The sequence below is a fragment of the Pseudoalteromonas sp. AOP31-A2-14 genome, assembly GCF_052378035.1.
Classification (GTDB): Bacteria; Pseudomonadota; Gammaproteobacteria; order Enterobacterales; family Alteromonadaceae; genus Pseudoalteromonas.
This window is the reverse complement of the sequence record NZ_JBQSXI010000001.1, coordinates 768,688-790,332: the sequence shown is the minus strand read 5'-3', so window position 1 is coordinate 790,332 and position 21,645 is coordinate 768,688. Positions and strand designations below refer to the sequence as shown.

Sequence of the window (21,645 nt, the reverse complement as noted above, 5' to 3'; positions counted from 1 at the left end):
ATCTACCGCTAAAAATATTATTAATCACACCGTAAATACCCAAATATAAAGCGAGAAGATTTAATTACATACAGCCGATTTCTGATCAAGAATTGATAAGAAATCGGAGTATACAAAAACGGCACCGCAAACACAAATAGAAACAATTAATATTTAGATCATTGTGTATTCTAAGTTAACTAAAAACACTATGTGCAAATCAAGGTAATTAATGACGAACCGAGTTGAATTTCACACTGAGCGAATCAACCATGTTTGAAACACTCCGATAGCCACCTGCAGGGCAAAATCATACTTGAGCGTTATTTATCCTAAAATAAGCTGCTCTCTTACCTCATCTGACCAAGCAGCCTGTTTCAACTTACCTTTCATACTGTCTTTTATCGCGCTTAATTTCGCTAAGTTCATCGCAAATCGTCTGAAGGTCGCCATATTCTCGGGGGCATCACCTCGACGAATACGTGAATCGTCTTCTTTAAATGTCATATCTAATACCCAGTGTGCTGAGTTTTCTATTCCCCAATGCTGGCGAATAGACTTGGCTACTTGCTCTGGGTTTATCCCTAGCGAGCTGATGTAATAACTCGTTTCCATTGTATGACTATCGCCAACATAACGCTGTCGTACTACCTCGACTATGGAGTTGAAATTGACCCAACCGTGGCGCTGCTCAAGCCAATCTGTCACCAACAGTTGAGTGTACGTGCGCTGCTCTATTCGACCATGCCCATCATTTACTGTTTCATGGCTATTTTGCTGGATGAGTGATGGCTGCTCTCGTCTGACTTTGTGATAGTAGGCTTGAATTTCTTTGTTCAATTTTCCTTGGTTATTCTTCACTTGCAGCAAATAGTCTCCGTCTTTCTTGCTGACGGCTTTCGTCACTTTCTTTAAACAATGCATCGCGTCTGCTGTGATGATATTGCCTTTAAGCTCAAGTAATTCAATAAGTGCCATCACTGTTGATACTTCATTCTTCTTACTTTTGGATTTGCATTGTGCTAGTACTAGGCCCTGTTCAACTGCATAAGCTGAAACACTGTGAATAGCTGTTTTTTTATCACCATCATAAGAATGGCGAAGTGTTTTACCGTCAAAGGCAATGACGCTTTGATTATTCGCATCTCTAAGCTCATTAACCCAAGAAACAAAACAAGCTAATAAAGCTTCAGGGGCCAGTGAGCTAATGATACGAGCAATCGTATCATCGACAGGAATACCATTTTCAAATGAACGAAACTTACGTAACCAAGTCAGTTTACTGTCACCGAATTGCTTAATATCCTTCCACCCTTCAGCACCTGAAATAATCGCAGTGACTGTAAGGAATATAACATCCAGCAATTCATGTTTTTTGTTGATGTGTGAACGAGTATCTTGAATGTCGTTGAAATGGTTGATGAATGACATGTTAATCGCCTTTGAGAAAAAGGCGATTTGATCACAGATTCGAAGTAATAATCAAGTTAAGTATGATCTTGCCCTGTAGCCACCTGTAAGTAAGTACCACTGATTTGCATTTAGATAAAATACATTTTTTTTTGTCCAAGCTTCAGAACTTTGAATAATAGAATACTTTTCAAATGCTTTACCAATTTGGCTACTCCCTCCAGTTGCTAAACCTCGATCGAGTATTATTAACCAGTCTGGGTTCTGAGCCATTCCTTGCTCCAGCAGCGAAAGATCGGGTGTATCTGTAGTGGTTTTATTAAATACTTTATCAGTCAGGTGATGATCATATTCAAGTCCTGTTAGTTTATAAATCATGCCAAAACGATCGCCTGGACTGTGAACGATAAATTCATCTTTCATGGTAAATAAAACTAAACCACTCCCCTGTTTTAATCCCTTACGTCGTAATTTCTCTACCTTAGTTTGAAGTTTCTGCGTATAGTTTTTAGCAATGGTTTGTTTATCAAAAATTTTTCCGTAAACCTTTAAGTTCCGAGATATGTCAGATAAGAAATTGTGCGGTGAAACGCTCATATCTATTGTAGGAGCTATTTTAGATAGATCATTTAATGCAGATTTCGAACGTGGCCCTACTATAATTAAATCAGGCTCTAAACTTTTGAGTACCGAAATATTAGGCTTAAATAAGCTCCCCGCTATCATTTTTTCTTTATTTCTATACGCAGACAAGTAATTTGGTAAAACACCGTCAGCGATAGCAATTGGCTCGATCCCCATTAAATCAAGAGTATCCAGTGCGGCAAAATCGTATACAACAACTCGTGTAGGTTTTTTATTCAATAATATACTTTTCCCGTTAATATCAACTAATAATGGGTAATCAGTATTTGCATAAACAGAATGTGTAAAAAACAAACAAATTAAAAAAATCCGTTTCATTTAGATACCTTAAAATTTAAGTGTAAAAGTAAATCGCACTTTAACAACAGTCCTATATTTGTATTGATTTATCATAACAATCATCACATAATAAACGCAAATAAAAACGATTATCATTATATTGGGCGGTTTTAGTCTTTGTTAACTTAATAATCAAAGAGCTTGCGATTAAATATAATAATTAACGATTTAAGGAAGACTATGCGCTTAGGTACTTTATTGTTCATTACATTAACCTTCTGGTTCACAAGTAATGCTCACTCAAAGCAGAGTGAAATAACGCTAGATAAAACAAAAAAAACGTATACTTTTTTGGTAGATAAAGGAAGTTATATTAATGCGGTTGTTACTGCTGAAAACAAAACAGACGTTTCTTTAATTGATCAACAATCAAACCCTATTAGAAAAGTATTAGATAAAAATGCGAAGCAAGCTAGGCTACACTTTATTGCTGATTACGATCATCCTAAAATGATATATTCAGGATCAGTTCCAGAAATAAAAATTAACCGAATTGTTAGCAAGGCTGAGCAAGATAATTATATAAAACAAACCGACAGTAAATTAATAAATCAAGCTTTCTCGATGCTTAAATCCGGTGTTAGCACTGAAGATATATGGAATAAACTTATAAAAAATGGCTCTCCATTAATCGAGCAGGTTGATGATGAAACTCTCATAACATTTATTTACAAAGGTGCGAAAAACAATGTGCTTATTTTTGGAGCCCCTGCTAGTAATCATGGCTGGATGGAGCGACTTCAACAATCAAATATTTGGTATAAGAGCTATAAAGTGCCAAATACGACACGGCTTTCTTATAAATTAGCACCTGATGTACCACAATTTAACGCAGGGTCTTATGAAAAAAGAGTCGCATTACTTGCAACGGCGCAACGAGATCTTAATAATCCAAATTATTTTCCTAAAAACGCAAAAACAAAATATGAACAAAAGTCTGTTGTAGAATTAAATGATGCCCCGCCTCAATACCCAGCAACCTTATTAGACGAAGTTCCGACACCGCCTTTATCATTTGAACTAAATAGTGAGATATTAAAAAATAAACGTACTATTAAAGTTTATCGATTTGGTGATGTAACAAAGTCTGATGCAATTCAGCTTTTAATGTTTGATGGACTTAAATATCTAGAAAAAATTAACTTAAACTTAAAACTCAATACCTTAGTAAAAAATGGTTCTCTTCCTCCTATAGAAGCAATATTTATCGAAAGTTTAGATAGTAAAACTAGAGGCAAAGAATTACCCAGTAATGCTGATTTTACTAAAATGCTGACTAATGAGTTACTACCAACTATAGAAAAATCGTCGCCAGTTCAATTTTTAGCAAAACAAAGAGTGCTGGCTGGATCAAGCTATGGAGGTATTGGTGCATCTACTAATGCTTTTAGGCGCTCTGATATTTTTGGTAATGTAATTTCCTTAAGTGGTTCATATTGGTGGGACCCTAAAAATAATAAATCACTAACAACATATTATTTTTCTGAAAAGATCATGAATTCTAAAACTTTACCTATCTATTAAGCGACAATTACGGTGGCCGGTCTAGCGACAATTATCTTGGCCGGTTGATCTGATAAGGTTCGGTACAGCAGAACGGAGGAGTTCACTGTGCCGGGAACACGAATCACTGATCAGCAGGTCACTATTTATATGAAACATAGAAAACGTAATAGCCAAGTTATCGCGGCTGCGAAAGCAGGTATTTCAGAACGTTCAGCAAGGCGCATTGATAAACTGGATGAGCAGCCATTGTCTAATAAACGCCAATGGCGAACGCGTATAGATCCACTTGAGTCTATCTGGGACAGTATTGTTGTCCCTCTACTTCAAGGTGATGCAACGTTAACTCCGGTGGGAATTTTTGATCACCTTTGCGAGTTTCACACCGACAAATTTAACCCTAGCTCACGGCGTACATTAGAGCGTCGAATTCATAAATGGCGGGCACTGTATGGCTCAAGTAAAGAGGTCGTATTCCTGCAAACACACGAGTATGGCCTATTAGGTATGTGTGATTTTACACATGTGAAGTCACCCGTTACCATTGCTAGTGAACCCTTAAAGCATATGTTGTTTCATTATCGTATGCCCGCCAGTGGCTGGGCTTACGCCCAAGTGATCTACGGCGGTGAAAGCTTTGCTGCTTTTTCTGATGGCGTGCAAAACGCATTTAAAGCAGCCGGCGGTGTGCCTAAAGAAGTGCGTACAGACAGTCTGAGTGCCGCCTATCGTAATCACACTAATGATAACGATTTTACAGAGCGCTTTAATGAATTAGTCACCCATTATGGCTTTAAAGCGACCCGCAATAACCGCGGTATTGCGCATGAAAATGGGGCTATTGAGAGCCCTCATGGGCATCTTAAATCGCAACTGGAGCAAGCATTAAAAATCCGTGGTAGTTATGACTTTCAGACAAGAGAAGTCTATGAATCGTTTGTTGCCGACATTGTAGCTCGCCGTAATCGCCGTGTAAGTGATAAATACGCAGTAGAGCAGCGACAATTACATGCTTTACCACGGACGATGAGCGTCAATTACACCGAGCATTATCTAACGGTGTCACGTACGAGTACTATTTCATTGAAACGTGTTACCTATAGCGTCCCGTCACGCCTTATTGGTAGCCGATTACTGGTTCGTTTATATGACAACCGTTTAGAGCTGCACTATGGCAGCGATTTAGTTCAAACGTTAGCGCGTGTCTATGCTTCTAAAGGATGCCGTGCACGTAATATTAGTTACTTGCATGTTATTGACGCACTGGTTAAAAAACCATTGGCATTTCGCTACTCACAACTACGTGACGACTTACTTCCAAGCGACAATTACAAAGCTATTTGGGAATACGTTAATGCCCACCTTTTAGCGGATGAAGCGAGCTATTACATGGTAAAACTGCTCCATTTAGCAAAACAAAGTGGGTGCGAACGTCAATTAGGACGATTTGTAGCAGCGTCAATTACTCAGCGACAATTACCGGCCATCCGAGAATGTGAAGCGCAATTTTTAGTGATTGCATCAAACATACCCACAATAACAATAAAGCAACACAGCTTGAGCGCTTATAGCAGCATGATACCGGGAGGTCTACATGGATAACTTCACGGCCTCGTTACCTTTAATGCTGAAACAATTAAAGCTTAGCACCATGCTTCAACAGTGGAATACCCTGGGCAAAAAAGCGATAGAAGAACAATGGAGCCCACAGCAATACTTATCTGAGCTGTGCCATATTGAACTTGCGACACGCGATGATAAACGCCTTCAGCGGCTTTTAAAAGATGCAAAATTGCCCGTGGGTAAACACCTTAGCAGCTTCGACTTTACCCTTGTTGATGGGGTTAGTAAGCCCCTTGTTGCTGATTTAATAAATCAGCCGGATTGGTTGAAGCACGGTGGCAATATATTGCTATTTGGCGCCAGTGGTCTTGGTAAAACGCATATCGCCAGTAGTATCGGTTATGGCCTTATCGAGCAGGGCCATAAAGTTAAGTTTGTTGCCGCGTCAGCGATTGTTCAACAACTCCAGCAAGCAAAGCGACATTTACGCTTGCAAGACGAACTTGTAAAGCTCGATAAATACAGCTTATTAATCGTTGATGACGTTGGTTACGTACGAAAAACGGAACAGGAAACGAGCGTGCTGTTTGAATTGATAGCCCATCGCTATGAGCGACACAGCATGATCATCACATCAAACAAATCATTCGAACAATGGGATGAACTATTTGATGATTCAACGATGACTGTAGCGGCAATAGATCGCTTGGTTCATCATGCAACGATTATTCATTGCGAAGGTGAAAGTTACCGACGCAAAACAGCGCTCAATAAGAGCAAATAAAATTCGGTGTCAACCGGCCAAGATAATTGACGCGGAACCGGCCAAGTTAATTGACGCTAGATAACCTATCAGATTTTTTATCAGTGCCGGGCTTTTTGAAGGTGCACGAAACGGTCAAAAGGGCATACTTGACGGAAGTAGACATTTGCGAGATATCCTAAAAGTTAAAGGCTATGATGTAAGTTATAGAGAGTATGCAGGCGGCCACGATTATCTGGTATGGCAAGGAACGCTTATCGATGGTTTATTTGCTTTATTTCCAGTACATTAAATCAACCATGACTCACCCATTACTGATAAGTTAACTATATAAACAAAGGCTATTTAAATTCAATTAGAGTTGATAGCCTTTAGTTTTAATAATAAAGGCTGCAAGTACCCACCTGACGATTAAACCCTTTCTTAACTACTAACTTTACACAAACTAGCCTAAATAATTTAAGCATCATTGAATACGAATATTAAATCTGTGATTAACTCCAGACGATTTATATGCCTCAGTTATCGGCAATATTAAAATAGGAATAAGAGAAGTAATAGGTAAAGTCTCAGACTATTGGTATTTAACACTATTGATAAATTATAGGCAAAAAAAAAGCGCTTAATTAGCGCTTTTTTGTTGCTTACATAAAAAACTTTATTTGAGCCAGTAAATTAGGCTTTGAGTTTATACTGATTCTAAGTCAAATAATTGCGCGGCGGTAAATAAAAAAACAGCCCAAGCTTAGTAACTACTAAACTTGAACCGCCTTTGACAACATCTTCACACACAATTATAAAGATTCGGTTTTAGCCTGTTTGATCAGGCTTTAAATTTATATCGGCTGTAAGCCAATTAACTGCGTGGTAGCAAAATAAAAACAGTTCAAGCTTAGTAATCACTAAACTTGAACCGCCTTTGACAACATCTTCACACACAATTATAAAGATTCGGTTTTTAGCCTGTTTGATCAGGCTTTAAATTTATATCGGCTGTAAGCCAATTAACTGCGTGCTAGCAAAATAAAAACAGTTCAAGCTTAGTAATCACTAAACTTGAACCACTTTTGACAACATCTTCACACACAATTATAAAGATTCGGTTTTTAGCCTGTTTGATCAGGCTTAAAATTTATATCGGCTGTAAGCCAATTAACTGCGTGCTAGCAAAATAAAAACAGTTCAAGTTTAGTAATCACTAAACTTGAACCACTTTTGACAACATCTTCACACACAATTATAAAGATTCGGTTTTTAGCCTGTTTGATCAGGCTTAAAATTTATATCGGCTGTAAGCCAATTAACTGCGTGGTAGCAAAATAAAAACAGTTCAAGCTTAGTAATCACTAAACTTGAACCACTTTTGACAACATCTTCACACACAATTATAAAGATTCTTTGTAAGCGGTATTTCACTTCGCTTTCTTGAAACTAAATTTAGAGTAATAGCTCTCTAGTGACAACTGATAAAAATAAATTCAATAGGTGAAAAAAACTAATCTATAGACTTTAGTCTAAAAATAAAGCAAATATGCTTTTAAATAAAGGTATTAACCTTGCTTTCCCTTTAACAATAAAACAAATTAAAACAAAAACTTAAAATCACCCTTCAAGCTAGATAAAGCTATTATTTATTATGAGTTATATAGCAGGTTTGTTTTTAAGGATATTTTTTAGACGCACACATTTAAATATTATATTCTTTATAAAAATCTAAATAAGAATATTAGGATGCAATGATGACACGTAAATTTTTTTTAACTTTGACACTGAGCTTTTCTTTTATAGCAAGCGCTGTACCTATTACTGATTTCGAAACGCAAGGACTAAATAAACCGGCAATTAAGCACAGTGATATCACCCCTCTTTTAACTCAATTTTCAGCTCATCCGACAATCAAAACTAAAAACTTGGGGAAGTCTTACTTAGGACAACCTATAGATGCTCTATACATTGGCTCTGGACCAATCAAGATAATGATGTGGAGCCAAATGCATGGCGATGAAAATACCGCTACAGCTGCGCTCATGGACTTTTTAGGTTACATTACAGATGATAAAAACAAGCAATGGCGCACTAGCTGGCAAGATAAAATTTCATTAATGATTATTCCAATGCTCAACCCTGACGGCGCACAAAAGCAAACTCGCTATAATGCTCAAGGCATTGATTTAAATCGTGATGCAAAAGCCCAGCGCACCCTAGAAGGCAAAATATTAATGGCTGCAGCTAAAGAGTTCAAACCGCACTTTGGCTTTAACCTTCATGATCAAAACCCATACTACGGCGTAGGTCCTAAAGGCAAGCCTGCAACTATTTCAGTATTAGCACCAGCTTATAATAACGCTCGCGAAATTAACAAAAGCCGTGGTAACGCTATGCAGTTAATTGCACACTTAAGCGATAGTGTTGAGCAACATATTCCTAATCACTTAGCCAAATATAACGATAGTTATTCATATCGCAGCTTCGGCGATACCTTTTCAGAAATGGGTATCAGTACTATTTTGATTGAGTCAGGTGCTTATGCTGATGATCCAAATCGCCAAGTTGCCCGCAAGGTTAACCGTGTGATGTATAAAGATGCCGTAGATTCACTAGCTTCAGGCACTTGGCAACAACAAAAAGTCGCAACTTATAATGCAATCCCCTTTAATGAAAGTAATGCATGGGTTGATTTACTGATTGATAATGTCAATGTTATAAACAAGCAAGGCGATTACGCTATTGATATCGCCATCAACAATAAAGGAATTTACCCACGTATAAATGAGCTTGGCGATATTAGTAGTATTCGCCAAGGTTTTAGTGAACTTGATGCTAGCAAGCTAACCTTTAGTATAGGATCGGCTTATTCATTAAAAGAGCCACTAACACTGACCAACGAAAGTTACCGCACTTTGCTAAAAGAAGGCTACAGCTGTTTCTCAGGAGATCCCACGCTACTAAATAACCAAAGTGACTGGTTAAGCTACTCATGCGCTAAGAATGCGTCTGCGCTACCTGCTCTTCACAGCAGCGCCGCTTTTTTACTTAAAAATAATAAGCATCAAGCTGAATATGCTGTGCTTGGCAGTAAACTAGTTGAGCTATAGTTGTTTAACACAAAAAAAGCGCCTCAAGGCGCTTTTTTTTAATACTTTGCATGTAGTGCTTACAAGTATTCTTATAATTGAAGAGCGGTTAAAAGATTTGGTTTTCTTTCCACACTTGCTCTTTAGCCATACGCTTTTTGCGCTTGTCGCATGGGTCGTCACAGTCACAAGCTTTATCAATACCGACAGAGCCTAGACCACCACAACTGCTGGCCATTGATTTCTTTTGCACTATCATACCCACAGCCATTGCTGCGACAATTAAAATTAGTAAACAAAAAGTAAGAAGAAAAAGTGACATTGCTTAGCCCCTATTATTCAGCAACAAAATAACACTCAGCAAGTCGCTGAGCTAAATGTATTATAAACCGCTTTGCGCTTTGCTACAAATATGGTTTGAATGCAGGACTTGAATAAGTCACCAAACCGTCATTCGATTTAGATATAAGATACACCGCTAAATCGTGCTTTTGTGCGTACTCTTGCGCTTTTTCCGTACCCATTATAGTCAGTGCCGTTGCTAAGCCATCTGCGGTCATTGCTGATGGATGTAATACAGTTACTGACACTAAGTCATGACGACTCGGCATGCCTGTCCTCGGATCAATCAAATGGCTATACGTTTCACCATCCATTTCGTAAAAAATACGATAGTCGCCAGAAGTAGCAATGCCATTTGTACCAGGATTAAGTACTTTGTGTACCGAGCGCGCTCCCGTAGATGCGTCTGGTTGCTCGATGGCTATTTTCCAGTTGATATTGTTTGCTTTTATTCCTGAAACTCGAAGCTCTCCGCCAATTTCAACCATATAATTACTTAAATCATGGCTTTCTAATAGCTCAGCTACTTTATCAATACCGTAGCCTTTGGCGGTTGCAGAAAACGACAACTCTAAGCCGGTTCTCGTTTTTGCTAAACCCTGCTCTGTTAAAACAAGCTTATCAATCCCAATATTGCCTGTCATTGCAGCAAGCTCAGCATCACTTGGACGCTTAGTGGGCTTTTTATCCGGGCCAAACCCCCATAAATCAATTAGCGGCCCCATGGTTACATCAAGGGTTTTAGTTGACTCACCAAGGCGTATTGACTCACTCACAACCGCTCTAAAGTCATCACTAATAGGCATAACCTGCCCCGCAGGGAGCTGATTAAACTGGTTTATTTCTGAGTCGCTAATATAGGTCGACATCGATTGGTTAATATTTTTTAGAAGCTCATTTACCTCTGGCAGTAAATTGAGTGAATCTAACTTTTCTTGTTTAGCAAACACTTTAATATGGAAAGTGGTGCCCATGGTTTCACCTTCAAGATATAACTCTTGAGGTTCATCATTTTGGCCACAGCCAGCAATGAATAAAGCACATGTTAAAAAAAATAAGGCAATAATGCCCTGAGTGGAGGAAACTTTATTCATAGCAGCCTACTTAGGTAATAAAAATAAAAATAAAAATAAAAAAAGCCTCATAACACTAGGTGCTACGAGGCAGGTCTTTTACCTAAAACTAAACAGTTTTGGTATCAGTGTTATTGCAAATGTTAGCCACCAAAGTCATCAAGTAAAATGTTCTCTTCCTCAACACCTAAGTCTTTAAGTAGAGTGATAACAGCTGCGTTCATCATTGGAGGACCACACATGTAGTACTCACAATCTTCTGGCGCTTCGTGATCTTTTAAATAGTTTTCGTATAACACATTATGAATAAAGCCTGTGTAACCTTCCCAGTTATCTTCTGGTTGTGGATCAGACAATGCTGTATGCCATACAAAGTTGTCATTTTCAGCGGCTAGGCCGTCAAAATCTTCAACATAAAACATTTCACGCTCAGAACGAGCACCATACCAAAAGCTTATCTTACGCTTAGAGTTTAAGCGTTTAAGTTGGTCAAAGATATGTGAACGCATCGGCGCCATACCAGCACCACCGCCAACAAAAACCATTTCAGCTTCGGTTTGCTTTGCAAAGAACTCACCAAATGGACCAGAGATAGTCACTTTATCGCCTTTTGTTAGTGACCAAATGTACGATGACATTTTGCCACAAGGTAAGCTTAAATCTCTTGGTGGTGGAGCAGCAATACGCACGTTAAGCATAATGATGCCTTCTTCTTCCGGATAGTTAGCCATTGAGTAAGCACGAATTGTTTCTTCGTCTACTTTTGACTCCAGGTCAAAGAAACCAAATTGATTCCAATCGCTACGGTACTCTTCTGGTACATCGAAATCAGCATATTTAATGTGATGCGCAGGGGCTTCTATTTGAATATAACCACCGGCACGAAACGGCACTGATTCGCCATCAGGAATTTGTAATACAAGTTCTTTAATGAACGTTGCTTTGTTATCGTTAGAGATAACTTCACAATCCCACTTTTTAACACCGAAAATTGACTCTTCGAGTTCAATTTCCATGTCGTTCTTAACATTAACCTGACACGCTAAACGACAGCCTTCACGGGCCTCACCTTTAGAAATATGATCAAGCTCTGTTGGTAAGATATCACCGCCACCTTCTTTGATGTTAACGCGACATTGGCCACAAGAGCCACCGCCACCACATGCAGATGATACGAAAATACCTGACTCAGATAGTGCCCCTAAAAGCTTGCTACCCGCAGATGTTGTAATGGCTTTATCTGGATCGCCATTTACGCCGATGATAATGTCGCCGCTTGCAACTAACTGAGATTTAGCACCAATGATGACTAAAACTAGCAGTACAACGATAGCGATAAAAACACCAACGCCTAAGAAAATCTCATTCATGATTTATCCTCGCTACCTTACAGTGAAATACCAGAGAATGACATAAAGCCAAGCCCCATCAGACCCACAGTGATAAAGGTAATACCTAAACCACGTAAGCCATCTGGCACGTCTGAATATTTCATTTTCTCACGGATACCAGCAAGTAATGTAATTGCCAGCGCCCAACCTACACCAGAACCGATACCATAGACCACAGACTCGCTGAAGTTATAGTTACGTTCAACCATGAAAGATACTGCACCAAAGATTGCACAGTTAACTGTGATCAACGGTAAAAAGATACCTAACGCGTTATAAAGTGAAGGGAAGAACTTATCTAATACCATTTCAAGAATTTGCACCAGTGCTGCAATAACACCAATGAAAGTTAAGAAACGTAAGAAGCTAAGATCCGCTTCAGGGTAACCAAGCCAATCGAGAGCACCAGGTGCAAGAACCGCATGATAAACCAAGTTATTAACCGGTACTGAAATACCCAGCACCACGATAACTGCCACACCTAGGCCGATAGACGTTGTTACTTTCTTTGATACTGCAAGGAAAGTACACATACCTAAGAAGAAGGCTAAAGCTAAGTTTTCAATAAAAACCGCTTTTACAAATAAACTAATATAATGTTCCACTGTTCGCCCCTTACGCTTTCGCTTCTACTTGGTCTTTCTTATAAGTACGAAGTACCCATATGAATAAACCAATGATGAAGAATGCACTCGGTGGTAAAATCAATAGACCCATAGGCTGATACCAACCACCATTTTGTACTAATGGGATAATATCAACACCGAATAGCGAACCTTTACCAAATAATTCACGAATAAAGCCCACTGTTAATAGCACGACTGAGTAGCCTAAACCATTACCAATACCATCAAGAAATGACATAATTGGTGGTGACTTCATTGCATATGCTTCAGCACGGCCCATTACGATACAGTTAGTAATGATTAGACCAACAAATACCGAAAGCTCTTTTGCCGTAGCATAAGAGAATGCTTGTAGTACTTGGTCTACCACAATTACCAATGATGCAATGATAGTCATTTGCACGATAATACGTACAGATGAAGGAATATGATTACGAATAGATGAGATAAACAAGCTCGAAAAACCAGTTACCAGCGTCAATGCGATTGACATGATTAAGGCATTTTTTAAACTTGAAGTAACCGCAAGCGCTGAACAAATACCAAGTACTTGTAGTGCGATTGGGTTATTTGCGAATACCGGGCCAAATAGGACCGACTTCATTTCTTTAGTATCAGCCATTATTTCAACGCTCCTTTACGTACTTTCTCAAGGAAAGGACCAAAGCCGTGCTCACCAGTCCAAAAATCAACTGTATTATCAACACCGTTTGACGTTAGTGTGGCACCTGATAAGCCATCAATTTTATGCTCATTATTCGCACCACTTTTAACAACATCGATAGGTAATTCTTTACCTTTCCATTTTGCAGTCCATTGTGGGTTTTGAATTTCGCCACCAAGACCGGGTGTTTCGCTATGCTTATAAAAGTTGATATCTCTAAGTGTTTCGCCATCGCTTTCAAGCGCTAAGAAACCATACATAATACCCCAAAGGCCATAACCTTGGATGGGTAAAATGATCGCATCAGTTGAACCATCTTCTTTTTTAGATAAGTACACAGGTGAATTTTCAGTCATACGCTGAATACCAGCTATGTCTTTAATACCCTCTTCTTTCAATGCAAAGCTGATCTCTTGATCAAATTTACTTTTCTCGAAGTCGAATGAGTTAGGATCAACATCCTCAACAAACTCGCCGGTTTTCATATCTACAACACGGGCTTCAATTTTAGCGTTAAAGGTTTCAGCTACATCAGTAACTTGATTAACACCTGCTGCCGCTAAGATATTTTTTTGAATATCTTGTGTTTTATTAGCTTGCTGTAAAGGGCGAAGCTGAACTGAAGCAAACGATACGATAACTGCACACACTAAACATAGTGCAACAACAACTCCTAGCGTCTTGCCGATTGATTCGTTATTACTAGACATTACGTGCCAACCTCCGCTTAATATTAGCTTGCACTACAAAGTGATCAAATAATGGTGCAAATAAGTTAGCAAATAAAATCGCTAGCATCATACCTTCAGGGAAAGCAGGGTTAACTACGCGGATCATCACTACCATAACACCAATCAATGCGCCATAAGCAAACTTTGCTTTATTACTAAATGAGGCTGAAACTGGATCAGTCGCCATAAAGAACATACCAAACGCAAAACCACCTAACACTAGATGCCAGTGCCAAGGCATAGCAAATACAGGGTTAGTGTCTGAGCCAATCGCATTTAATAAAAATGCCGTTGCAACCATACCTAGGAATACACCTAGTACGATACGCCACGAAGCTATACGCACATAAACAAGGAACAAACCACCGAACAATATTGCAAGTGTTGATGTTTCGCCCATTGAACCTTGGATGAAGCCATAAAACGCATCCCACCAAAGAGCCATATTGCTGTAATCAAGTGACCCTACAAACGCTTGACCAAGCATAGTCGCGCCAGAGAACGAATCTACTGCGGTCCATACTGTGTCACCTGAAATTTGTGCAGGGTATGCGAAGAATAAAAACGCACGACCCGCTAATGCAGGGTTTAGGAAGTTACGGCCAGTACCACCAAATATTTCTTTAGCGATTACCACACCAAATGTAATACCTAACGCAACTTGCCATAAAGGAATCGTTGCAGGAAGGATAAGTGCGAATAATACCGAAGTTACAAAGAAACCTTCGTTTACTTCATGTTTACGCACTGAGGCAAATATTACTTCCCAAAAACCACCTACAGCGAATGTTACTGCATAGATAGGGAGGAAGAAGCATGCCCCGTAAAACATTTTTGCGCCCCAACCTGACTCAGCGGTTAACTCACCACCAAATAGTTGGAACAAACCAACCTGCCAAGAGTTTGCAAGTTCAAAACCTTGTGCAATTGCTCCAGCAGCCTGATGACCAATATTGAACATACCAAAAAACATGGCTGGGAACGTCGCCATCCACACTAAAATCATCATGCGTTTTAGGTCGATGTTATCACGAACGTGTGTCGCGCCTTTATTTACATAGCCTGGGGTATAAAAAATAGTTGCCGCTGCTTCATACAGCGCATAAAATTTTTCATGTTTACCACCAGCTTCAAAATGCGGCTCGATATCTTCTAGAAATTTCTTTAAACCCATCTCTCTAGCCTTCCTTCTCGATCGTTGTTAAGCAATCGCGTAGGATGGAACCATACTCGTACTTGCCCGGACAAACGAAGGTACATAACGCTAAATCTTCTTCATCAAGCTCAAGCGCACCCAGTGCAATCGCACCATCTAAATCACGGGCAATTAAGTCGCGTAATAAAAGTGTTGGCAAGATATCTAGCGGCATAACACGCTCATAGCTGCCAATTGGCACCATGGCACGTTTTGAACCACCAGTAGAAGTTGTCATATCAAAACGACGGTTTGGCATTAGATGAGACAAGAAGGTTCTAGTTACAGAGAACTTGTCGCTTCCAGGTCTGATCCAACCAAACAATTCTTTTTCACGCCCTTCAAGTAATACTGATACTTGAACATGGTAGCGACCTAAGAACGCTTGAGGACCTGCAGAAATAGCACCCGATAAAACAGAACCAGAAATAACACGGTTATCACCGTCTTCTAACTCTCCAGCAACTAAATCATCCATCGCTGCACCTAGTTGAGTTTTAACTAAACGAGGATTTTTAACACGAGGGCCGCCTAAAGCAATTACGCGATCAGTAAAGATCTCGCCAGTTAGGAATAATTGACCATACGCTATAACGTCTTGGTAACCAATATGCCAAACTTGTTTGCTCGCTGAAACAGCGTCTAAATGATGAATATGTGTGCCAACAAGGCCAGCTGGGTGTTTGCCATCAAAATCATGTACTTCTACTTGAGCAATTGATGAACTTGGCACTTGGCTGCCTGCTTGTTTACAAACAAATACTTTACCATCAGTCAAACGCGATACAACGGCTAAACCCGCTTCAAATGCAGCTGCATTTTCAGCAATGATAACCGCAGGATCTGCAGCTAACGGGTTAGTGTCGATAGCGGTCACAAAAATTGAACTCGGATTTGCATCCACTGCCGCAATTTTGCTAAATGGCCGGGCACGAAGCGCCGTCCACTGACCTGACTGGATTAGTACTTCTTTAGCTTTTTCGCGGTCTAAGCTCGAAAGCTCATCAGCCGAGAAAGAGTCAAAGGTGATTTGCTCACTGCCATTTATTTCAATAACAACAGATTGCAGCACACGTTTTGCACCACGATTAATTTCTTTTACTGTGCCAGAAGCTGGTGCAGTAAATAGGACGCCTGGGTTCTTTTTATCTTCAAAAAGTACCTGGCCTTTTTTCACTTGGTCATCCACACGAACATGCATGGTTGGACGCATACCAATAAACTCTTCACCTAGCACAGCTACACGTTTGACGGTAGAACCATCATGAATAACTTGCTGAGGTGCGCCCTCTAAGGGTAAATCCAGACCTTTTTTTATATTGATCATACGCACTTGCACTACATTAACGGAAAGAAACTGAAAAATCATACCAACCACGTCGCATTTCGGTTAATCAAGCCAAATGCACACTCGCATAGACCCGCTCGTTTAACCATAAAACCAGCAACGCAGTAAACTCCTCATATATATTGCGCGAATTTTAACATCAATCAGGGTCACTATGCGAGTGTAAATATAAAAATTATACGGTAGATAGGATTATTTTTTACAATCTATCACTCTGAATAAAATTCAATATAGACCAAAGTGGTATTGCTGGCGAGGAAGTGGGAATTAAACGAATCCTGTTTATTTTGTAGGGTTAACCTCTAAATTAAGATAATAAAAAAGTCGCCTCAGCGACTTTTTCAAATAAACAAAATAAATTAATCGATCATATTCGTAATTGGCGCTATTGGGTCAACTTCTTGCTCGTAATCAACACTATCAATGCCAAAACCAAATAATCGTAAAAACTCATTATGGTAACCAACATAATCGGTTAATTCATCAATTGACTCTGTAGTAACTGAATCCCAAACAGTTTGAATACGCGCTTGCACGTCATCTTCTAACTCTTTGTAGTTTTGGAATAAGTGACCACCGTCATCAAAGCGTGGCGAGTCACCGTATAAGTTTTCAGAAAACAAAGCATGAATTTGCTCAATAGTACCTTCGTAGGTGCCATCTGCTTTCATTACTTTAAATAATGCAGAAATATACAAAGGCATAATTGGAATAGCCGAGCTTGCTTGTGTTACTACTGCATTTAACGAAGAAACATACGCTTCGCCGTTTAATGCTTTCGTCGATTCTTTAATAGCAACTGTTGCACGGTCTAAATCCTCTTTAGCTTTACCGATAGTGGCGTGACCGTAAATTGGCCATGTTAACTCTTTACCAATATAAGTGTACGCACTGGTTTTAAAGTTATCAGCCAATACATCAGCTTCTTTAAGTGCGTTAATCCACATTTCCCAATCTTCGCCACCCATTACTTTAATGGTGTTGTCTATATCATCTTGGCTCGCCGCTTCTACGGTAACTTCATCGATTTCACGTTTTGAGGTGTTTAGATTTTTAGTGGTGACTGCACTACCAATTGGCTTAAGTGTTGATGTATATGTCTCACCGGTATTTGGATCAGTACGACGCGGCGAGGCTAAGCTATAAATAACACAATCGATTTTACCTAGGTCAGCTTTAATGGTATCAATTGCTTTTTGCTTAATTTCGTTCGAAAACGCATCACCATTAATATTTTTAGACCAAAGCCCTGCTTCATCAGCTGCATTTTGAAAAGCTGCAGTGTTATACCAACCTGCTGAACCTGTTTTACGTTCGGTGCCTTCTTTTTCAAAGAAAATACCTAAAGTTTTAGCATCACCACCAAATGCAGCTGTAATGCGTGATGCTAGGCCATAACCTGTTGATGCACCAATAACTAAAACATTTTTAGGCGCACTTTTTAATGCCCCTTGTTGTTTTACGTAATTAATTTGTTCTTGTACATGCTCTGCACAGCCAACTGGGTGGGCGTTAGTACAGATAAATCCACGAATTTTAGGCTTAATGACCATTGATCATCCTATATCTATCACATTAAAAATTAGCGCTAGTTTAAAGGCTAATAGCAAAAATACAGGTCTGATCAGTAAATAAGAATGCAAATACTGATCACACCGTCTTCATTAATCGACCTTTGAGCCACCTAAACAAGCCGGTGAGTCTGCCACTTCATTATCTTGCTCATCAAATTCTTCAGGGGTAAATGTGTGAATCGCTAGTGCATGTATATGCTTAGCTAGCTCATCTTTTAGCGCTTCGTTTACCTCACGATGGCGCTGTAATAAACGTTTACCGCTAAACTGTTCGCTCACCACAATCACCTTAAAGTGTGAATCGCTGCCGCGGCTGTGCATGTGGCTTTCATTTATGACATTAAGATGTTTACAGGCAATCGATTGCGCTAATTTGCTTTGTATTTGTTGTTGCATTGACATAATTTAAGCTCATTATACATAATTGTAGCGTTACTATATCAATTTGCTTATAAAATTACATACCGAAATGTAAGATTTATTCGCGGATGAGTTAGGCGTTTCTGCTTAGGTAAAGCATGCATATAATCTTGTTGGCTGGTGCCATTCATCATCAAACAACTGCCACTTTGTAAATTAATAGTATAAATAGCATTACTAATTTTATGCTTTATTTTAAAAGGTCGCTCTGCCCCAAGCGAAACAGATGCGATTGTTGGCTCTACCCCCAACTCTTTTTCATTGTCGCTATGCCATCCCATCGAGTCATTACCATCACGGTATAAGTTAACCAATAGGGCATTAAAAGGGACTTTATACTGAAAAATTAAGCGCTTGCGCATGGCATCCAGTACTTCAGGCCAAGGTTCAACATTTGGCGTCGTTCCCGAATAACCATAACTAACTAGCTTATCAGCGATAAAACATTCCAAACGAGGAATGGATTGGGTTTTACCAAAAAGCGTAATGTTAGGCTGCTGCCAATTAAGGTTATCTCGTAAAAAATAGAATAAATCGAGGCTTTTTTGCGCACTTATTGCTTTTGCTTGATAAGAAAAGCCATTTGGTAAGTAATTAGGGTTGGCGTTTTGCCGTTGCATGTTAGAATTTACCTACTTTTGTTTACTGATCACAAAACCATGATGACCACTCAAGTACAGCTCGGCGAAAATACTTATACTCTTGAACGCTTTCCATTGGATCAAAAAAATCGCAGTTTACAGGCGTGGGATTCTGGTGATGAATACCTTATCAATTATGTAGCAGAACATCACCCTGATTGTCGTTCTTTATTAATTTTAAACGACAGTTTTGGCGCACTTGCTTGTGCATTTAATAAGTTAACGGTTTGTTCAGTAAACGACTCGTATATTAGCCATCAAGCCGCAGCCTATAATTTAGCTGAAAACAAATTAAGCACCGCGAAATTTAGTCAACTTGATAGTTTATCGGCGTTACCATCAGACATAGATTTAGTATTAATTAAAGTTCCACGTAACGTTGGTTTTTTGCAGTACCAGCTATCGGAGTTAAGCGACATACTGACTAAAGGCACCCCTGTTATTGCAGCAGGGAAAACAAAAGATATACATAATTCGACCATCAAAGCGTTTGAACACTTTATTGGCGAAACTAAAACTAGTTTAGCGGTTAAAAAATCACGCTTGATCATAAGTCATGCTCAGTATGATTATAAAGCGTCTGAATTTCCAGTTACCTGGGAGCTTGAAAAAACCGAGTTTAACATTAGCAATCATGCCAATGTGTTTTCTCGTGATTCTTTAGATATAGGCGCACGGTTCTTTTTTAATTATTTACCGCAAACCAGTAAATCAAAAAAAATTATTGATTTAGGTTGTGGTAATGGTGTGGTGGGCTTAATGACACTTAGCCGCTGCCCAAGCGCCGAACTAACATTTGTAGATGAGTCGTACATGGCCGTTGAATCTGCACGGCTAACAATAGAAAATAATTTACCTGAGCGGTTTGAAAGCTGTGAGTTTATTGAAAATGACTGCCTCAGTAATTTTGACCGTGAAAGTGTTGATATCGTGCTGTGCAACCCACCCTTTCACCAAGCACAAGCTGTTACTGACCATATTGCATGGCAAATGTTTAAACAAGCAAAAGATACATTAAAAAATGGTGGTGAATTACGCATTATTGGTAATCGCCACTTAGATTATCATGACAAGCTTAAACGCATGTTTGGTAATTGCACACTGTTAGGTTCGAATAAGAAATTTGTAGTTTTAAGCTCAACTAAAAATAATGGAACGCTATGAAAATCCAGCTGCTAAAGTTTATACTTGCATGCTCTGCCTTTGCGACTATTTCAGCATGTAGCAATCAACCTAATCAGGTTATTTTGAACCCTGTATATAAAGGCGGCCAGTTAAGCAACATTAAACAAAGCCTCAGCACCAGCGTGATTGATTTACGTGGTGAAACCGCGACATTAAAAATAATTGACTCAGACAAAACTAAAACTCTTGCTAGCCAAGGGCTAACAGCGTCAATAAAAAGCACTTTAGACACTGCCCTAAGCCGAAATGGAGCAAGAATTTCAAACCTTGCAACGACGCGTTTTGAAGTTGATATTCATGCACTGCAAGCCGTGGTTACAGAAAAAATGATGAGCCACACTAGCCGAGCAACGATTGAATTCGGTCTACGAGTGATAAATAACTCGAGCAATTTCAGTAAAGTATATCGTGGTAGTGCAAACCTAGAAGGGCCACTCAGTCATGACCGAGCAAAAATTGAAGGCCAGCTCAATAAGTTGACTGAACAACTAATTACCCGCATGGTAACAGATTCAGAATTACTCGAATTTTTAGAAGGTTAAATATGAAACGCTTTTTTATGGTTAGTTTTTTGTTACTTTTTGCGTATAACGCGCAAGCTGCACAGGAAGGCCATTTTGTGCAAAAAGACAATATTTTCCCACGCGTTGAGATTGTTACCACGCTTGGTAATATTACTGTTGAACTCGACCGTTCTCGTGCGCCCATTACCGTCAATAACTTTTTAACTTACGTTGCTGATGGTAGTTACCAAGGCACGGTATTCCACCGTATTGAACGTGACGTAGAAAATGACCGCGACTTTGTGATTCAAGGCGGCGGTTATGATAAAAAATACGATGGTGTGTATGAAGGCGACCCTATTTTTAACGAAAGTGGGAATGGCCTTAAAAACGATATGTACAGTATTGCGATGGCCTACCAAGATCGCGAACCGCATTCAGGCACTCGGCAATTCTTTTTTAACATGGATAACAACGACCATCTAAACCCTGGTCGTGATTGGGGTTTTGCTGTATTCGGTAATGTCATGGAAGGCTATGAAACTTTAGACAAAATAATGAAAGTTGAAACCGGCTTTAACGATAAAATAGGTTACGATTTTGTACCCAAAAAGCCTGTTGTTATTTTAAATATTAAAATATTAGACCCAACTCCGTTATAACCTAATGTATGCGC

General features: G+C 39.3%; 21 protein-coding genes. 8 read left to right on the top strand and 13 right to left on the bottom strand.

Annotated elements, in window-relative coordinates; all coding sequences use genetic code 11:
• Positions 1 to 306 precede the first annotated feature (306 nt).
• Complete coding sequence (locus ACT3S9_RS03685) at positions 307 to 1,410, bottom strand: ISAs1 family transposase (protein WP_096793603.1); 1,104 nt, start codon at positions 1,408 to 1,410, stop codon at positions 307 to 309.
• Positions 1,411 to 1,461: 51 nt separating this feature from the next.
• A complete protein-coding gene (locus ACT3S9_RS03680; RefSeq protein ID WP_441995384.1) occupies positions 1,462 to 2,352 on the bottom strand; it encodes an ABC transporter substrate-binding protein in 891 nt (296 codons plus the stop codon).
• 201 nt (positions 2,353 to 2,553) lie between these two features.
• Between ACT3S9_RS03680 and ACT3S9_RS03675 the strand changes: the two genes are divergently transcribed.
• The 5 genes from ACT3S9_RS03675 to ACT3S9_RS03655 all read left to right on the top strand — a co-directional run bounded on the left by ACT3S9_RS03675 (position 2,554) and on the right by ACT3S9_RS03655 (position 9,297).
• A complete protein-coding gene (locus ACT3S9_RS03675; RefSeq protein WP_444750719.1) occupies positions 2,554 to 3,897 on the top strand; it encodes an enterochelin esterase domain-containing protein in 1,344 nt (447 codons plus the stop codon).
• Between the two features lie 87 nt (positions 3,898 to 3,984).
• Positions 3,985 to 5,478 (top strand): IS21 family transposase, encoded by a 1,494-nt coding sequence (gene istA / locus ACT3S9_RS03670; protein ID WP_443490040.1) that lies wholly within the window; start codon positions 3,985 to 3,987, stop codon positions 5,476 to 5,478.
• Positions 5,471 to 6,223 (top strand): IS21-like element helper ATPase IstB, encoded by a 753-nt coding sequence (gene istB, locus ACT3S9_RS03665; protein ID WP_208835222.1) that lies wholly within the window; start codon positions 5,471 to 5,473, stop codon positions 6,221 to 6,223. The genes istA and istB overlap by 8 nt, the downstream gene beginning before the upstream one ends.
• 145 nt (positions 6,224 to 6,368) lie before the next feature.
• Positions 6,369 to 6,494: a hypothetical protein gene (locus tag ACT3S9_RS03660; RefSeq protein ID WP_444750718.1), complete on the top strand. Its 126-nt coding sequence runs from the start codon at positions 6,369 to 6,371 to the stop codon at positions 6,492 to 6,494.
• 1,447 nt (positions 6,495 to 7,941) lie between these two features.
• Positions 7,942 to 9,297: a M14 family zinc carboxypeptidase gene (locus tag ACT3S9_RS03655; RefSeq protein WP_441836644.1), complete on the top strand. Its 1,356-nt coding sequence runs from the start codon at positions 7,942 to 7,944 to the stop codon at positions 9,295 to 9,297.
• Positions 9,298 to 9,385: 88 nt separating this feature from the next.
• On the opposite strand, the gene nqrM is transcribed toward ACT3S9_RS03655, so the two are convergent.
• From nqrM to ACT3S9_RS03600, 11 genes are all read right to left on the bottom strand, one after another.
• The gene (nqrM, locus tag ACT3S9_RS03650) at positions 9,386 to 9,598 is read right to left on the bottom strand and encodes a (Na+)-NQR maturation NqrM (protein ID WP_441836645.1); all 213 of its coding nucleotides are present in this window, start codon (positions 9,596 to 9,598) and stop codon (positions 9,386 to 9,388) included.
• Between the two features lie 82 nt (positions 9,599 to 9,680).
• Complete coding sequence (locus ACT3S9_RS03645; protein WP_441836646.1) at positions 9,681 to 10,712, bottom strand: FAD:protein FMN transferase; 1,032 nt, start codon at positions 10,710 to 10,712, stop codon at positions 9,681 to 9,683.
• Between the two features lie 122 nt (positions 10,713 to 10,834).
• The gene (nqrF, locus tag ACT3S9_RS03640; RefSeq protein ID WP_441835270.1) at positions 10,835 to 12,061 is read right to left on the bottom strand and encodes an NADH:ubiquinone reductase (Na(+)-transporting) subunit F; all 1,227 of its coding nucleotides are present in this window, start codon (positions 12,059 to 12,061) and stop codon (positions 10,835 to 10,837) included.
• Between the two features lie 17 nt (positions 12,062 to 12,078).
• Positions 12,079 to 12,687, bottom strand: a complete 609-nt coding sequence (gene nqrE, locus ACT3S9_RS03635) for an NADH:ubiquinone reductase (Na(+)-transporting) subunit E (RefSeq protein ID WP_441835269.1) — start codon at positions 12,685 to 12,687, stop codon at positions 12,079 to 12,081.
• A gap of 10 nt (positions 12,688 to 12,697) precedes the next feature.
• Positions 12,698 to 13,330 carry an NADH:ubiquinone reductase (Na(+)-transporting) subunit D gene (locus ACT3S9_RS03630; RefSeq protein WP_441835268.1) on the bottom strand — a complete coding sequence of 211 codons (633 nt, stop codon included), beginning with the start codon at positions 13,328 to 13,330 and terminating at the stop codon, positions 12,698 to 12,700.
• Positions 13,330 to 14,082 (bottom strand): Na(+)-translocating NADH-quinone reductase subunit C, encoded by a 753-nt coding sequence (locus ACT3S9_RS03625; RefSeq protein ID WP_441835267.1) that lies wholly within the window; start codon positions 14,080 to 14,082, stop codon positions 13,330 to 13,332. Before ACT3S9_RS03625 ends, ACT3S9_RS03630 begins: the two co-directional genes overlap by 1 nt.
• The gene (locus ACT3S9_RS03620) at positions 14,075 to 15,277 is read right to left on the bottom strand and encodes an NADH:ubiquinone reductase (Na(+)-transporting) subunit B (RefSeq protein WP_441835266.1); all 1,203 of its coding nucleotides are present in this window, start codon (positions 15,275 to 15,277) and stop codon (positions 14,075 to 14,077) included. The genes ACT3S9_RS03625 and ACT3S9_RS03620 overlap by 8 nt, the downstream gene beginning before the upstream one ends.
• Positions 15,278 to 15,281: 4 nt before the next feature.
• Positions 15,282 to 16,625 carry a Na(+)-translocating NADH-quinone reductase subunit A gene (locus ACT3S9_RS03615; protein WP_441835272.1) on the bottom strand — a complete coding sequence of 448 codons (1,344 nt, stop codon included), beginning with the start codon at positions 16,623 to 16,625 and terminating at the stop codon, positions 15,282 to 15,284.
• 380 nt (positions 16,626 to 17,005) lie between these two features.
• Positions 17,006 to 18,199 carry an enoyl-ACP reductase FabV gene (gene fabV / locus ACT3S9_RS03610; RefSeq protein ID WP_441835265.1) on the bottom strand — a complete coding sequence of 398 codons (1,194 nt, stop codon included), beginning with the start codon at positions 18,197 to 18,199 and terminating at the stop codon, positions 17,006 to 17,008.
• 111 nt (positions 18,200 to 18,310) lie between these two features.
• Entirely contained in the window at positions 18,311 to 18,622 is a 312-nt protein-coding gene (locus ACT3S9_RS03605) for a BolA family protein (RefSeq protein ID WP_441835264.1), read from the bottom strand.
• Between the two features lie 47 nt (positions 18,623 to 18,669).
• Entirely contained in the window at positions 18,670 to 19,260 is a 591-nt protein-coding gene (locus ACT3S9_RS03600) for an alpha-ketoglutarate-dependent dioxygenase AlkB family protein (protein WP_441835263.1), read from the bottom strand.
• 42 nt (positions 19,261 to 19,302) lie between these two features.
• Here ACT3S9_RS03600 and ACT3S9_RS03595 point away from each other — a divergent pair, with 42 nt between their 5' ends.
• The 3 genes from ACT3S9_RS03595 to ACT3S9_RS03585 are packed head-to-tail and all read left to right on the top strand — an operon-like array spanning position 19,303 to position 21,631.
• Positions 19,303 to 20,445: a methyltransferase gene (locus ACT3S9_RS03595; protein WP_441835271.1), complete on the top strand. Its 1,143-nt coding sequence runs from the start codon at positions 19,303 to 19,305 to the stop codon at positions 20,443 to 20,445.
• The gene (locus ACT3S9_RS03590) at positions 20,442 to 21,008 is read left to right on the top strand and encodes a YajG family lipoprotein (RefSeq protein WP_441835262.1); all 567 of its coding nucleotides are present in this window, start codon (positions 20,442 to 20,444) and stop codon (positions 21,006 to 21,008) included. Before ACT3S9_RS03595 ends, ACT3S9_RS03590 begins: the two co-directional genes overlap by 4 nt.
• A gap of 2 nt (positions 21,009 to 21,010) precedes the next feature.
• Positions 21,011 to 21,631: a peptidylprolyl isomerase gene (locus ACT3S9_RS03585; RefSeq protein WP_441835261.1), complete on the top strand. Its 621-nt coding sequence runs from the start codon at positions 21,011 to 21,013 to the stop codon at positions 21,629 to 21,631.
• Positions 21,632 to 21,645: the final 14 nt, after the last annotated feature.